General features: G+C 43.1%; 10 protein-coding genes and 2 pseudogenes. 9 read left to right on the top strand and 3 right to left on the bottom strand.

Features of this window, described 5'->3' with window-relative positions:
* Positions 1-60 precede the first annotated feature (60 nt).
* From H6F42_RS17395 to H6F42_RS17380, 4 genes are read left to right on the top strand one after another with little or no spacing between them, the layout of a single operon-like run.
* A complete protein-coding gene (locus tag H6F42_RS17395; RefSeq protein ID WP_242018497.1) occupies positions 61-831 on the top strand; it encodes a tetratricopeptide repeat protein in 771 nt (256 codons plus the stop codon).
* Between the two features lie 23 nt (positions 832-854).
* Positions 855-1,658 carry a dolichyl-phosphate beta-glucosyltransferase gene (locus tag H6F42_RS17390; protein WP_190400640.1) on the top strand — a complete coding sequence of 268 codons (804 nt, stop codon included), beginning with the start codon at positions 855-857 and terminating at the stop codon, positions 1,656-1,658.
* Positions 1,651-2,394, top strand: coding sequence for a class I SAM-dependent methyltransferase (locus tag H6F42_RS17385; protein ID WP_190400639.1), 744 nt, complete (start codon positions 1,651-1,653; stop codon positions 2,392-2,394). The genes H6F42_RS17390 and H6F42_RS17385 overlap by 8 nt, the downstream gene beginning before the upstream one ends.
* The gene (locus tag H6F42_RS17380; protein WP_190400638.1) at positions 2,387-4,456 is read left to right on the top strand and encodes a hypothetical protein; all 2,070 of its coding nucleotides are present in this window, start codon (positions 2,387-2,389) and stop codon (positions 4,454-4,456) included. Before H6F42_RS17385 ends, H6F42_RS17380 begins: the two co-directional genes overlap by 8 nt.
* A 126-nt stretch (positions 4,457-4,582) precedes the next feature.
* On the opposite strand, the gene H6F42_RS17375 is transcribed toward H6F42_RS17380, so the two are convergent.
* Positions 4,583-5,965 carry a phospholipid carrier-dependent glycosyltransferase gene (locus tag H6F42_RS17375; protein WP_190400637.1) on the bottom strand — a complete coding sequence of 461 codons (1,383 nt, stop codon included), beginning with the start codon at positions 5,963-5,965 and terminating at the stop codon, positions 4,583-4,585.
* 154 nt (positions 5,966-6,119) lie between these two features.
* Between H6F42_RS17375 and H6F42_RS17370 the strand changes: the two genes are divergently transcribed.
* The 4 genes and pseudogenes from H6F42_RS17370 (at position 6,120) to larC (ending at position 10,970) form a co-directional block, all read left to right on the top strand.
* Positions 6,120-7,241 carry a DnaJ domain-containing protein gene (locus H6F42_RS17370; protein ID WP_190400636.1) on the top strand — a complete coding sequence of 374 codons (1,122 nt, stop codon included), beginning with the start codon at positions 6,120-6,122 and terminating at the stop codon, positions 7,239-7,241.
* Positions 7,231-8,214 (top strand): tRNA epoxyqueuosine(34) reductase QueG, encoded by a 984-nt coding sequence (gene queG, locus H6F42_RS17365; RefSeq protein WP_190400635.1) that lies wholly within the window; start codon positions 7,231-7,233, stop codon positions 8,212-8,214. Before H6F42_RS17370 ends, queG begins: the two co-directional genes overlap by 11 nt.
* A 182-nt stretch (positions 8,215-8,396) precedes the next feature.
* Positions 8,397-9,494, top strand: a complete 1,098-nt coding sequence (locus H6F42_RS17360) for a pentapeptide repeat-containing protein (RefSeq protein ID WP_190400634.1) — start codon at positions 8,397-8,399, stop codon at positions 9,492-9,494.
* A 106-nt stretch (positions 9,495-9,600) separates the two neighbouring features.
* Positions 9,601-10,970: pseudogene (gene larC / locus H6F42_RS22360) on the top strand (nickel pincer cofactor biosynthesis protein LarC).
* A gap of 249 nt (positions 10,971-11,219) precedes the next feature.
* Here the strand turns inward: larC and H6F42_RS17350 are convergent.
* A complete protein-coding gene (locus tag H6F42_RS17350; protein ID WP_190400633.1) occupies positions 11,220-11,822 on the bottom strand; it encodes a superoxide dismutase in 603 nt (200 codons plus the stop codon).
* Between the two features lie 99 nt (positions 11,823-11,921).
* Here H6F42_RS17350 and msrB point away from each other — a divergent pair.
* Positions 11,922-12,296 (top strand): annotated as a pseudogene (gene msrB / locus H6F42_RS17345) (peptide-methionine (R)-S-oxide reductase MsrB); the annotation flags it as partial.
* Between the two features lie 169 nt (positions 12,297-12,465).
* Here the strand turns inward: msrB and glgB are convergent.
* Positions 12,466-14,724 carry a 1,4-alpha-glucan branching protein GlgB gene (gene glgB, locus H6F42_RS17340; protein WP_190400631.1) on the bottom strand — a complete coding sequence of 753 codons (2,259 nt, stop codon included), beginning with the start codon at positions 14,722-14,724 and terminating at the stop codon, positions 12,466-12,468.
* Positions 14,725-14,999 lie beyond the last annotated feature (275 nt).

Here is a 14,999-nt window from a genome sequence, read left to right as displayed (position 1 = left end):
AAAGGCGGCGCGATGCGCCGCCTTTTTGATTCAGTTAAAGCTGCTATACTGCACTGCTGTATGAACAGAGTCCTCACATATAATTTTCGGTCTAATTTCCAAATTTTGAGTTTGGTGGTGATGCTTGCCGCCAGCAATCTTTTTGTTGACAAGGTGATGGGACAAGCGATCGCCGTAAATTCTAAGATTAAAACTTCGCAAACCGAAACATCACGCATTGATAAACGCGCGGCTGATGAATACCGTCAACAGGGCTTGAGCTATCGGCAACAAGAACGCTTTGACGAAGCGATCGCCAGTTTGCAAAAAGCAGTTAACCTTGATCCCCAAAATGTCGATGGTCGCATTATTCTCGGCTGGACTCAGCATCTCGCTAGGAAACCCGATCAAGCCGCCGCTTCTCTCTGGGAAGCCATTTATCGATCACCCACATCTTTACAAGCCTTCAATGCGATCGGCATCGTCTATTTAGTGCGGGGCGATCTGTCCCAGTCCGTTCTCTTGCATAGCTGGGCAGCATTGCTCAAAAATGATAATGAAATCGCCCATTACAATCTCAGCCTCGCCTATCAAAGACTGCAACAATACGACTTAGCGATCGCCTATGCCCAAAAAGCAATGGAACTAGAACCAAGTAACCCGCATCCCTTTGTGGCTCTAGCGATCGCCCAATGGACATCAGGTGATCGAACTGGCGCGAAGAAAGTATTTCGCGAAGCCGTGGGAATTGATGGGCGCTATCGTAGTCCTGAATTTTTAAGCTTTCTCAACGAAGCAGGCTTTAGCAACGATCAAATTCAAACCGCCAAACAGGTTTTATTAGCGATCTAAGTTCCCCATTAATTCTCAAAATTATGATGCTTTCGATCATTTTACCTGCCTATAATGAAGCTCGCTCTATCCGATCTTCGATGGAAGAGATGAGAGTGAAAATGCCATCTATTTGTGCAGAAATCACTAATCATTTGAGGGGTGAGCTATCAACATCCTTTGAAATTATCATCGTCAATGATGGCAGCACCGATCAAACGGGAGAAATCGTACGCCAGTATATAGCCGCCTTTCCGAGCTTTAATTTGCAGCTAATTGAACTATCGGCAAATCATGGCAAAGGCTATGCCGTTAAAGTGGGCATCGAGTCCGCTAAGGGAAAATATCTTGTATTTATGGATGCCGACCTGTCCACATCCCTGATGGAACTTCCAAAATTGATCTATGCAATTCAAAGGGAGAAATCCATGGCGATCGGATCGCGAGGCTTACATCAATCTCGCATCGTCAACCATCAACCGATCTATCGCGAATTGATGGGAAAATTTTTTAATCTCTTAGTCAAGCTATTGGTAATTAATAATATTCACGATACGCAATGCGGCTTTAAAGCATTTCGTTATGATGATGCCAAACGTATTTTTAGCCTTTTACAAACCCCTAGATTTGGGTTTGATGTGGAAATATTACTGATTGCCCAAGAATTAGGAATCTCGATCCAAGAAATTCCCATAACTTGGAGTAATTCTATCTATTCTAGTGTTTCGCCAATTCGGGACTCATGGGAAATGTTTGGTTCTCTCTTGCAAATGAAGCAACGAGTCCGACCACGAGTACGGCGATGTCTACTATCCGCACCATCTGAAGAGAAAATCTTACATGGATAATCAACTTTATCGAGAGATGCAGCATGTTGAGCATCAGCATTGGTGGTTTCGGGCTAGACGCGAGATTTTGACTAATTTAATTGCGCGATCGCTACCGCAAGGCGCAATCCTTGACGTGGGCTGTGGAACTGGATTTGTCTTAGAACTTTTGCAATCTCAATACGCATCTCAGTATGAATCGTGGGGGTTAGATATTTCCGCGATCGCCCTTCAGTTTTGTCATGATAAGGGATTAAAAAAAGTCGAGCAGGGGGAAATTGATCGCAATACTTTGCCAGCAAATTACTTTGACCTGATCATGTTTCTCGATATTATTGAGCATCTTGATCATGATTTGGAAACCCTGAAACGAGCTAGGCAATATCTTAAATCGCAGGGACAAATCCTGATTACCGTCCCTGCCTATCAATTTCTCTGGAGCGCCCATGACGAAATCCATAATCATAAACGGCGCTATACGAAGTCCCAAATTGGCAAACTTCTTCAGCAGGCCGGCTATGAAATTAGTTTTATCTCCTATTTCAATACATTTCTGTTTCCTTTGATTTTCCTAGCTCGCAGCATGGGTAAGCTATCCCGCCGCCACCATGCATCCGATGTCAGCCTCCCTTCAGCCTTAGTAAACCAGAGCCTCTATCAAATTTTTAGTTGGGAAAAAAATTTAATTCCCTCAATTTCTTTCCCTTTTGGAGTATCAATTCTCTGCCTAGCTCGTAAACTCGAAATCCATGACTAGAGATAATTTGTTTGTTCGCGGACTTAAATTTTTCCTCCTCAGTGTCGCCTCGATTGTGCTTTTGCCCATCATCGTAATTGATTCTATACGTTCACTGTTAGCCACGATCGCGCGTTTTCTAGTTGTTCAAACTCATTCCGCAATTCAGAAATTATTAATTAATGCTTTTTTCAAACAGATATTTGCTCTAGTTATTACTGCGATCGCGAGCCTCAGCGCCATGCGACCGATGCTAGTGGGTGGCTATCCCTCTAATCATTCCTTTGTATTTAATACGAGTTGGATCTTTCAATATCAACAACAGTTTTTGGCGGGACAAATTTATCCCCGATGGTTAGAATTTTCCTATTTAGGTTTTGGCAGTCCCACCTTTGTGTTTTATCCGCCGATGTTGGCGATCGCCACTTTGCCCTTTAGCTTGAGCGGCATGGAGCTATCGAGTAGCCTGATCGGGAGCATGGTATTAGCAGCCCTCACCCTTGGCTATGGAGTCTATTGCTACGCAAATTTATTTTTTCCTTTGGGAATCTCTCTGCTAACTTCAGGATTAGCGATCGCCTCGCCCTACTTTCTCCTTGATATCTATCAACGGGGATCGCTGGGAGAAGTATGGGCGATCGCTATCATTCCTTGGATCTTATTTTTTACCCAGAAACTGATTAATCAAAGGCATCTCCCACAGATGCAACGCCATCATGCAATTAGCCTCGCCTGCTCATGGGGTTTGCTAGGGCTAAGTCATTTACCGACTTTGTTAATCATGTTCTTGACATGGTTAATCATGCCCCTATGTCTAGTCCCCTTCCAATCAACCAAAAACTATCTGCTCGAAGTTGGGCGTTGCTATCTCAGTGCAAGTTTAGGATTTGTAGGAATTAGCTTTTTTCTATTACCCGTAATTCTCGATCAGAAACTTGTTCAAATTCAGCTAGTTCATCTTTCGGCGGAATATTTCCCACAAAATCGGTTGCTCCTTGACGGCTTACTCCGCTTCCATCCTAAGCTGTCAACCCATTGGTTTGAGAGTATGTCAGGGATGATTCCCTATTTCTGGATTGAGATCGCCATCATCACTCTCGGTGCGATCGCTCTCTGGCGATCGGCTCGGCATGAGCATACGACTCCCCCCGAACTAACCCCATCAGAAAAAGAAATTCTGGCTCCGTCTAGCCAAGAGCGATCGGTTTTATTTTGGTTAATTGCCGTAGCGATCGCCATCTTGATGACCACCGATATTCTGTCATGGATATATCAAGTGCTGCCCATCCTCCAAAAAATTCAATTCTCTTGGCGATGGTACGGCTTAACGGTTCCAATCCTTCCCCTAGTATGGGGCTACATCATCCGCCAAACATGGCAATTAGGGAACTCAATTCAACTCCAAGCTTGGCAATCCATCCTTAAAAGTTTCCTCCTTTTCGCACTCCTCTCCACCACCGCAGCGAGCTACATTTACACCAATCAAATTATGTTTCGCGGCACAGGATTTGATGCTTCCAGAATTGAGAATTTCTCAAAAAATGCTCAACAAATCCAAAAACCGCACCAAATTTCTCAATCATCGGAAAAATCGACACATACATGGCAAAACTGGAGCTTTCCCAAAGAATTAATCATAGCTGACGCTCAGGAATATCTGCCTGTCAGGGTGATTCCATTTGCCAATTATTCTCTAGAGGAAGATCGTCCCTTAGCGGCTTGGCAATCCTCTGATCAAGAAAATATCTCCACAGATAAATCAACCGACATTCAAATTAAACGCTGGCAATATGGATTGCGCGAAATTGCAGTCAACAATCAAAATTCAGATCGACAATCTCAATATTTAATCTTGCGAATGTTTTATTATTCTGCATGGCATAGCTGGATTGATGGAAAACCCGCCAAAGTAGAGCGCTCGTCTAAGCAGCAAGCGCAAATAGCAGTGCCAGCAGGTCAGCATTCGATTCTAGTGAAATATAGTGGCACTGCCGCAGAACGATGGGGCAAATTAATTAGCTACGCTGGGATAATTCTGGCTATATCCAGCTTGGTGCGGCTCCGCCGCACCAAGCTGGATTAAAGTCTGGAAGATTGGGACTCTGCTACAACCTAAGGGATACCAAAAAAAGTTGAAAGCACGGCGGAGCCATGCTTTCAACTTTTTTTGGTTTTAAGTCAGCGCAAAGCGCTGTAAGTGTCACAGCACTTAAATCCAATCAAATCCTTTAATAGCACTTTTGGGCTGAAACCACATTCTTTCGTAGAAAGCAGTAGGAGATAAAGGTAAGCCCAACCAAATTGGCATAAAAAATATTTGAGATGATAGGATCGCGGCGATCGCCATCACAGGAATTGTCCTCGCCCAAACTTGCTTTTGTTGATAAAGAGCCGCCATGATCATGGCTAACGCCACGAAGCTAAACACCAAAGGACTCATATAGTGATAAATAAATAAGCAACGCTTAACTATCAACCAAGGAAAATAGTTAGCCGCATATCCCACCGCTACATAAATTAACTCGCCGCGCACCTTAGCGATCGCCCAAATAGCGATCGCCACCATCGCCAAAGATGATAACCACCACAAAATCGGATTACCTAATGCATGGACATCTTGCCAAATATCTCCATTGACATGGAAATAGTAACCCACAGGACGCATCGACAAAAACCATGAAGCAGGGCTAGAGCAGTAAGGATGGATCGGATGATCGGGAGAGCCGACGGAGCTAGGCGAAGTATTCCATAAATAAATATTCTGATTACTAATGAGGAAATGGTACACAAAAGCCTTGAGCCATTCCCACCCCTGAGCATTGGGCGCAAACACCTTAAGCACCATGATGACGTGAGGAGTCCATTGTCCAACATAGCCAACTATGGGAAGGACAATAAAGCAAACTAAATATTGATACCAAGGTAAATCAGCAAACCTCTTTAAAATTCCTAGCCTGAAGAAGAGGGGCGGAAATAAGAACTTCGCAATTAAAGCGATCGCCATTAAACTGAAAGTCATTAACCAAAAGCCCAGCCCATTCCACTTCACGCCCGCACAAGCACCGAGCATGATTCCTGAAAAGCTCAATAAGAGTAACCGACCTTTACCTTGACGCTCTAATCCCGCTAATAAAAAAATCTGCGAAATTAAGCCAAAGGCAACCAAAAAAACATTCATCAGCCCATAGCGCGACTCCACTAAAAGCAAGCCATCCGCAAAGGTCAATAACCCTGCTAAAACCGCCACTCCCGATCGCCGAGTCAATTGATAAACTAGCCCAATCACCAATAAAGGGATCAGCGACCCAAATGTCGCGCTAGCAATGCGGTAACCAATTTCATTGTGACCAAACAATAAAATTCCTAAAGCAATTAAATATTTTCCTAAAGGTGGATGTCCATCATTAGGTGGATTGCCATTTAGGTAATTTTCGGCAAATTTTGGGAAATGGACTTCATCAAATACTGGGTAAGCAAAGCGATCAAGATCCCATAGCCTTAATCCCAAAGAACCGATTAGTATTAATAAAGCCCCAGTTATTAATAACCAGTTTTTAGGGGTATAAGATATTCTGTTTTCGTTTATAGCCATAAATAAACCATATCTAAATATAATTTGGGAATAACTATGGAAAATATGTAATTATTGCGATTACAACCTAATCATTGATGGGTAAGTTATTATTACTTATCTCGTTTAAAATCTAAAAAATTTTGTTTGGGTAACGAAACGCCGAGGTCAGATAGTGGAAAATCCAAGAACATTTCGTATAGATCGTGGCATCGGTCAATACGACTTTAATGATTACTATGCCGTACTAGGCTTACCACTAACAGCCGAAGCTTCTCATGTGCGAAAAAGATATCTACTTATAGCAAAGTCATTACATCCTGATATTCACGGACGCACACCAAACGAAAAACAGATAGCAACCCAGTATTTATCAAAGCTGGTAAATCCGGCCTATGATGTTTTGTCACAAGAGCGAGAAAGAACAGAATATTCAGCAATCTTAAAACTACTGGGCAAGCGCTTGATGAAGCGCAACCAAAAATTTATCCCCCAGTCTGAAATTGCTAATCGATATTTAACTGCTCCTAAAGACTTAAACTACGAACATACGGTTCAAGAAATAGCAAAAATCCAATATCAACAACTTGAGCTATCCCTAGACAATATTGGCGTATTAAGCGAACTTAACTTAGTTTACATACTATTACAGGAAGGATATAACCATAGTCCCAGTGCTTCTATGAGCAGTTCGGTTGCACCTTATGCTTCACCAGCGCAGGGTCAAGGGATGATTAATAAGAATTCAACCGCTAGCAATTCCGCTATTACTGGCGGCTCGGTTCCTAATTCGATGAGTAGTGGTAGTAATACAAGTAATTTAGGCAGTGATAGAACCAAATCTAGTTCTAGTAATACTTATCAGATGCGAAGTGAGTCAAAGGTTCCGCCGCGTAATGTTAATAATTCGACCAGTAGCTCTGGTACTACTAGTAATGGTCAATCCAGCACTAATGGCGCGGTTGGGTCAATTAACCAATATATTCAACAGGCCGAAGAATATATTAATCAGCAGCTTTGGGCTTTTGCCTTAAAAGAGTTGCGTAATGCAATTCAGATTGATTGCAACCATAGTAAATGTCATGCTCTCTTAGGATTTGTCTATATGAATCAAAAGTTAGCTGGCATGGCAAAAGTCAGCTTTCAGCAAGCGCTAAAGCTCAATCCAGAAGAGCCTTTAGCCCTGAAATATATTACTCAAGTTGGTGGTACTACCTCTGTTAATGCAGACAAAAATCAAGCAAAGCCGAAGAGTGATAAAAAGAATGGATTTTTTGGTTGGTTAGGTGGTGGTTAAAGCAGAACTCAAACAAGCGATCGCCCAAAAAGCTTTGGATTTAGGCTTTAGCAAAGTAGGGATCGCGAAAGCGGAGTCGGGTATTGAAGCAGAACGTCTACGCGATTGGCTTGAGCTAGGCTATCAAGCCGATATGGAATGGATGAGCAATCCTAAACGTCAAGACATTACGCAGGTAATGTCGGGCGTTAAGTCTTTGATCTGTGTCGCTTTAAATTACTACACCCCTCATCAACACGCAGTTAATCAACCAAAGGATCAACAAAACGAGCAACCAGTGGGCAAAATCTCCCGTTACGGTTGGGGACGTGACTATCACAAGGTTTTATCTAAAAAGCTCAAAGCTTTAGCTACTTGGTTAGAATCCCTAGGCGAAGTCGATGGTATCAAAATCCAAGCTCGTTACTATGTGGATACGGGGCCGATCGCCGAAAAAGCTTTTGCTCAGCGAGCGGGGATCGGTTGGATTGGTAAGCATAGCAATGTGATTACCCGTGAATATGGCTCTTGGCTATTTTTGGGCGAGGTACTGACTAATCTCGACCTAGAACCCGATCGCCCCCATACTGACCATTGCGGTACTTGTACTCGTTGTATCGATGCTTGTCCTACGGGAGCGATCGCTCAACCCTTTGTAGTTGATGCAAATCGCTGTATCGCCTTCCATACCATCGAGAATAAAGCCGCCCAAATTCCTGAAGCGATCGCTGCCAATCTCCAGAATTGGGTTGCTGGCTGTGACATTTGCCAAGATGTCTGTCCTTGGAATCAGCGTTTTGCTCAGGAAACTTCAGAACTAGACTTTCATCCCTTTCCCCATAATATCGATCCACTTTTAGCAGATTTAGCCACCATGACCGAAGAGGAATGGGATCGCAATTTTACAGGCTCCGCTTTACGCAGAATTAAACGCGATCGCTGGCAACGCAATGCCAAACAAATTCTTGAGCAAAATCCACCCCCCAAGAATTAGGGATGCGGTTGCCCTGCCCTCGCATCCCTAATTCTTGCCTAGCAAAGGAATAAGCCATAGAACTTAGGCAAATCTAATCCAATGCGTAAGTCCTAAGCCATTTAACGTATCTAGATTTATTAAAAAAAACAGCTTAGATTAGAATCGTTATCAAAACTTAATTCATTAAAGTAGTAACTCCCTTGGCTGATCTAAGAATTGTTAAAAATATCAAAGACGGCACTGAGTGCTGGAATGCTTGGCGCGAAAAGACGCAACCAGCAGCAATTGACTTACAAAAAGTCGATTTGTCGTCATTAAAACTTAGTGGAGCTGATCTAAGTCAAGTCAATCTTAGTAAATGCAATTTTAGTAAAACTGATTTAAGCTATGCCAACCTGTCAGGAGCAACCCTGAGTGAAGCAATTTTTGTCAATGCTAATCTGAAGGGCGCAAATTTGAGTGGGGCGATTCTAGGGCAAGTTAGCTTTCGTCAAACCAATATTCAAGATATCAATTTAACTAACACCGATCTGCGATCGCTAGAACTAATCGGAATTAATCTGGGTAATGCAAATCTGAGTGGCACAAATATGAGTGGCACAAATTTGAGTGGGGCAAGTTTCAAAAATATTAATTTTAGTGGTGCAAATCTCAGTGGTGCGAGTCTCCAAAATACAGATCTGAGTGGTGCTAATTTAAGCAATGCTAATTTGAGCTTAGCCAAACTGAGCCGAGCCAAATTGAGGGGAGCCTTGTTAACTCGGGCAAATTTGTATGGAGCTTTACTCGACTTTGCGGACATCAGCATGGCGGGATGTTTGATGGCAAATTTCAGCGAAGCGATTTTGAATAGAGCCACTCTTAATAAAGCCAATTTGGGTGGCGCAATTTTAAGTGGAGCGCAGTTGGTCGGCGCAGAACTATGCGATACCTTCTTAGGCGATACTTTTTTAAGTATGGCAAACCTGACTAAAGCCAATTTAAGCAATGCCGATCTGAGCCGAGCCTCTCTCTATAAAGCAGTTTTAGTTCAAGCTAACTGTTTTGAAACGAAATTTCGTCATGCCGATTTGCAGGATGTAGATATGAGTATGGCTAATCTCAAAAGTGCCAATTTTTCTGTAGCTCAACTTCAGAATGCTTATTTAGGAGGTGCAAATCTTAGTGGTGCGGTTCTCATCGGGACTAATTTCCAGAAAGCCAATCTGGCGGGAGCGAATCTAACGGGAGCAACTATTGAAAGCACAATTTTTGATGAGGCAAATCTCCAAGGGGTAATTGGGCTAACCCAAAAATAGTAGGATGCTAAAAGAAATAGATTTTTTGTGACGAGGCGAAGCCTTGTCACAAAAAATCTATTCTTAATTTTATGGTTGCTATTTTAGAGACTTGGGAAAGAACAGTATGGCAAATATTGCTTATTTAGATTGTCCAACGGGTATTGCTGGCGATATGTGTTTAGGTGCGCTGGTGAGTGCGGGCGTACCTTTAGAATATTTGCAAGATATTGTTCGTAAATTAGGGCTAGAGTCCGAAGTTAAGTTATGGACAGAGCTAGTAATTCGGGGCAGCCTTGAAGCAACAAAACTCCATGTGGAATTGTTAAATCATACGGGTGATGAACCGCCAACCGTAGCCGCTAAGCATTCCCATGAAGTTCATAGCCATCATCACGAGCATAGTCATGGAGAACATGCCCATGAATCCCATAGTCATGAACATAATCACGATTCCCATGAACAAAATCCCCATGCTCCCCATCGCCATTTGCCAGAAATTGAGAAGCTCATTCGGGAGGCTAAATTAGCCCCACAAATAGAAGCTAGGAGTTTAGCCATCTTTCGTCAACTAGCGATCGCGGAAGGAGCAGTACATGGTATCGCTCCTGAAGCAGTACATTTTCATGAAGTAGGTGCAATTGATGCGATCGTCGATATTGTCTGCACCTGTGCAGGCTTTGCATGGCTAGAAGTCAAAAAAATTTATTGTTCCGCTTTACCTGTGGGGGGGGGGTATGTGGATTGCGATCATGGGAAAATGCCTGTCCCTGCACCTGCGACACTGAAATTATGGGAGATGCATAACGTCACGATCTGCGATAACGGAATTCGCAAAGAGTTAGTTACGCCCACTGGTGCGGCGATCGCGGTAACTCTCAGTGAGAAGTTTGGCGAAGTTCCCTTAATGAAAATCAAGAAAATCGGTTTAGGGGCTGGTTCTCAAGATTTAGAAATTCCTAATGCTCTGCGGCTCTGGATTGGTAAGAGTAAGAAAAAAAAAGCCTAAATCTGGAAGACATTCATTTCTCTAAGAGAGAATCTCTTCACACTACAGAAACGATCGCAATTCTCGAAACCCAAGTAGATGATATGACCGCACAGGCGATCGCCTTCACGATGGAGGAGCTATTGCGGCATGGGGCTTTAGATGTCTATACCCAAGCGATCGGCATGAAAAAATCGCGCACTGGTATATTAATTACGGTAATTTGTCTAGGTGATCGCCTTGCTATTTGCGAGGAGATTCTCTTTCGGGAGACGAGTACTCTCGGTATTCGATATCGCTTTCAGGAGCGCAAAATTCTCGATCGCGAAATCCATGAGGTGGAAACAAAATATGGAAAAGCGAGAATTAAAATTGCATGGCGTGATGGTTTTGCGACAATTCAGCCTGAGTATGAGGACTGTGCGAAGTTAGCGCGATCGCATCAGGTTCCATTAAGGCAAGTGCAGGAAGCGGTCAAACTCGCGGGAGATGCTAAAGCCAAGAAATAGCAGTGCGTGGCAAAGCCACGCACTGCTATTTCTTGGTTGGGAAAGGATTTTCAAATGAAGAAATGGCTACACCATTTCTTCATTTGAAAATCCTTACTGAGTTTGGTCTTTAATTCCCAAAAGTGTTGTCACACTTTCGTGAATTGATATTATTGCTTAATTTTAGACCAAATAAAAAGAGAAGCCTCGGAAAGCGAGGCTTCTCTTTTTTAGTCAAAAAAGTCAAAAAGTGCTATGCACTTTTTACACTTAGGCAGCCGCGAAGTTGTCAGCGACGAAATCCCAGTTGATTAGCTTTTCCACAAAGTTAGCCATGAAGTTAGGACGACTATTTTGGAAGTCCAAATAGTAAGCATGTTCCCAAACATCCATGGTCAACAAAGGAACTTGACCTTCGTGAATCAGAGGGTTTTCAGCGTTAGGAGTTTTGGTAATCTTCAAAGCACCGCCTTCAGCAACCAACCATGCCCAGCCGCTACCAAATTGAGTAGCACCAGCATTTTTAAATTCGGTCTTAAAGTTATCTAAGCTACCAAAGCTGGCATTGATTGCTTCTAACAAAGCACCAGTAGGCTCGCCACCACCAGCAGGCTTAATACCATTCCAGTAGAAGGTATGATTCCATACCTGAGCAGCATTATTAAAGATTCCTGCTTTACCTTCTTTGTAGCTAGTCTTGATGATTTCTTCTAAAGACTTATCAGCAAGATCGGTATCTTTAATTAGGTTGTTGAGGTTATCAACATAGGCTTTATGGTGTTTGCCATAGTGAAATGATAGGGTCTCAGCAGACATACCCGAAGCTGCAAGAGCATCTGGGGCGTAGGGTAAAGGTGGGAGTTCAAATGCCATTGTTGTTTAACCTGTTAAAGTTTGAAGTGATTTCTCAGCTTTAAGTATTGTTACAATTATAATCGAAATGGTAGATAGTAGTAACTGTTACTTTTTATGAAAACTGAAGATGAATGGAAACAAGTCCTCACACCCGAGCAGTTTCGCGTTTTACGCAAGCATGGCACTGAGCGAGCTTTTACAAGTCCCTTAGATAAGGAATATAGCAAGGGTACTTACAACTGTGCAGGTTGCGATTTGCCACTGTTTATATCAGATACAAAATTCAATAGTGGTACGGGCTGGCCGAGCTTTTTTCAACCTATCGAAGGGGCAATCGCCACTACCGTTGATATTTCCTTTTTTATGAAGCGCGTTGAAGTTCATTGCAGTCGATGTGGGGGACATTTAGGTCATGTCTTCGATGATGGGCCGAAGCCAACAGGCAAACGCTACTGTATGAATGGTGTTTCCATGAAGTTTATTTCCAGCTAATTTTATAGCTACAGCGCTTTGCGCTTTCTTAAAACCCAAATAAATAAAAAAGCTGGCGAAGCCAGCTTTTTTATTTATCTGTACTACCCAAAGCCTAAAAAGCCTCTATTGTCCTTCTTGATGTAACCAAGCAAAAAAGCGGCGCTTCGCGCCGCTTTTTTTGCTTTTTTTAAACTTCGCCAGTGTATTTCAATACCACTACACCTAGAGGAGGTGCGGTGACATCTAGAGAATAAGGCTTGCCATGCGTACCATACTCATCGGCATATTTGCCGCCCATATTGCCAAGTCCGCCACCACCATAAATTTGGGAATCACTATTGAGAACTTCTTTGTAGAAACCTTTTTTGGGAACGCCAACTCGATAATTATGATGTGGAACTGGAGTAAAGTTGCAGACCACCAATACAAAATCACCATTTAATCCCTTACGGAGAAACGAGATTACTGAGTTTTGGGTGTCATTACATTCAATCCACTCAAAGCCTTCAGGGGAGAAGTCTTGAGTGTAAAGTTCAGGAAGCGATCGCAAAAGTTTGTTGAGATCGCCGACATATTTTTGAAGTGTCTTGTGGTTGGGATATTGCAGCAAATGCCATTCCAAATCACCCCAAACGTTCCATTCTGCCCATTGTCCAATTTCCATGCCCATAAACATGGTCTTCTTACCGGGGTGAGTAAACATATAGCCGTAGAGACAGCGCAGATTAGCAAACTTCTGCCATTCATCTCCCGGCATCTTGCCAATCATTGGACTCTTACCATGCACCACTTCGTCATGGGAAAGCGCCAGCATAAAGTTTTCGCTGAAGGCATACCAAATGCTAAAGGTAAGATAATTATTGTTATGTCCACGGAAGTATGGATCAAGCTTGAAATAATCAAGCATATCGTGCATCCAGCCCATGTTCCACTTCAGGTTAAAGCCTAAGCCACCTGAGTAAGCGGGCCATGTGACCATCGGCCAAGAAGTTGATTCTTCGGCGATCGATAAGGCTCCGGGGTAATAGGTAAAGAGAATACTGTGTAAGTGACGAAATAACTCGATCGCTTCTAAACTTTCGCGACCACCATATTCATTAGCAAGCCATTCGCCAGATTTACGATTGTAATCGCGGTAAATCATAGAGGCAACGGCATCGACACGGATTCCATCAATGTGATACTTCTCAAACCAAAATAGAACATTGGCAATCAGGAAGTTTTTAACTTCACTACGCTTGTAGTTAAAGATTTTAGTTCCCCATTCCTTATGCTCACCGATGCGAACATCTTCAGGCTCATAGAGGAATGTGCCATCAAAGAAGGATAAGCCATGTCCATCCTTAGGGAAGTGAGCAGGAACCCAGTCCACAAGGATGCCAATGTCATTTTGGTGACACTTGTCAATGAAATACATCAAATCTTGGGGCGTGCCATAGCGGGAAGTCGCGGCATAGTAGCCTGTGACCTGATAGCCCCATGAGCCGTCAAAGGGATGCTCAGCGATCGGCATCATTTCGATGTGGGTATAGCCCATCTCTTTGACGTAGGGAATGAGGTCTTCCGCAAGTTCACGATAGGTGAGAAATCTTGCGCCCGGCTTGAGATCGGCTGCCGATACCGCAGGATAGCCACTGGCGGGAGGATTGGCACTGGAGGCGTGCATCCATGAACCTAGATGCATCTCATAGACAGAAATGGGCTTTTTCAGCGGATCTTCAGTGCGGCGAGTTTCGAGCCATTTCTGATCGCTCCATTCATAGGTGCTGAGATCGGTAACGATCGAGGCGGTCTTCGGACGTACTTCTTGGAAGAAGCCATAGGGATCGGATTTTTCGTAAATATGTCCTGCGGGACTTTTAATTTCGTATTTGTAGACTGTGCCAACCACTAGCTCAGGAATAAACAAGTCCCAAATGCCTGTATTACCTCTACGCATTTGGTGCTTGCGTCCGTCCCAGCTATTGAAGTCGCCAATGACAGAGACGTTACGGGCATTAGGAGCCCAGACAGCGAAATAAACGCCACTCACACCATCAATGGTGGTAGGATGAGCGCCCATTTTTTCGTAAATTTGATAATGCGTACCTTCACCGAATAAATAAGCATCAAATTCGGTGAGTAGTGGCGATTTAAAATAGTAGGGATCGTGGATTAGGCGATCGCTTTCACCAGACTTGACTCTAAGCTGATAACTAAATAGGTGGGGCGCGTCACTAATTATACATTCAAAAAAGTGAGGATGATGCACCGAATGCATCGGATATTCTTTGTGTTGGTCGGGCGTAACTACGGATACTGCCTCTGCGTCGGGTAGATACGCTCTAACCACCCATACCGACTTACCATCTTGCTCAATTTCATGGGGACCAAGGACTGTAAAGGGGTCGTGGTGTTGATTCCACACAATGCGATCGATTTGCTCGGTGGGGAGGGTTGGGGTCATATCTCTTTAAATAAACACACTTAATTAAATTACTGCATATTAATACTTAAATAGCGGCATATAACCTAAACTAAAGACCGATACACATTTTCTTGTATTTTTCGTGTGCTTAAAGAAGAGGCAAAATCAAGATTTTTTAGAGATATCGCGATCGCCAATAGAGCGTTGCAGACGAAAATAATCAATTTTTACCCGTACGCTATATAGCAAAGCTCACATTGCTATACAACCAAATGAAAACCTCAATAGGCTGTAATATTGTTAATGAAATATTT

It is taken from the genome of Pseudanabaena sp. FACHB-1998 (genome assembly GCF_014696355.1).
Taxonomy (GTDB): domain Bacteria; phylum Cyanobacteriota; class Cyanobacteriia; order Pseudanabaenales; family Pseudanabaenaceae; genus Pseudanabaena.
Note: the sequence above shows the minus strand (reverse complement) of the source record. Positions and strands in the feature narration are given on the sequence as shown.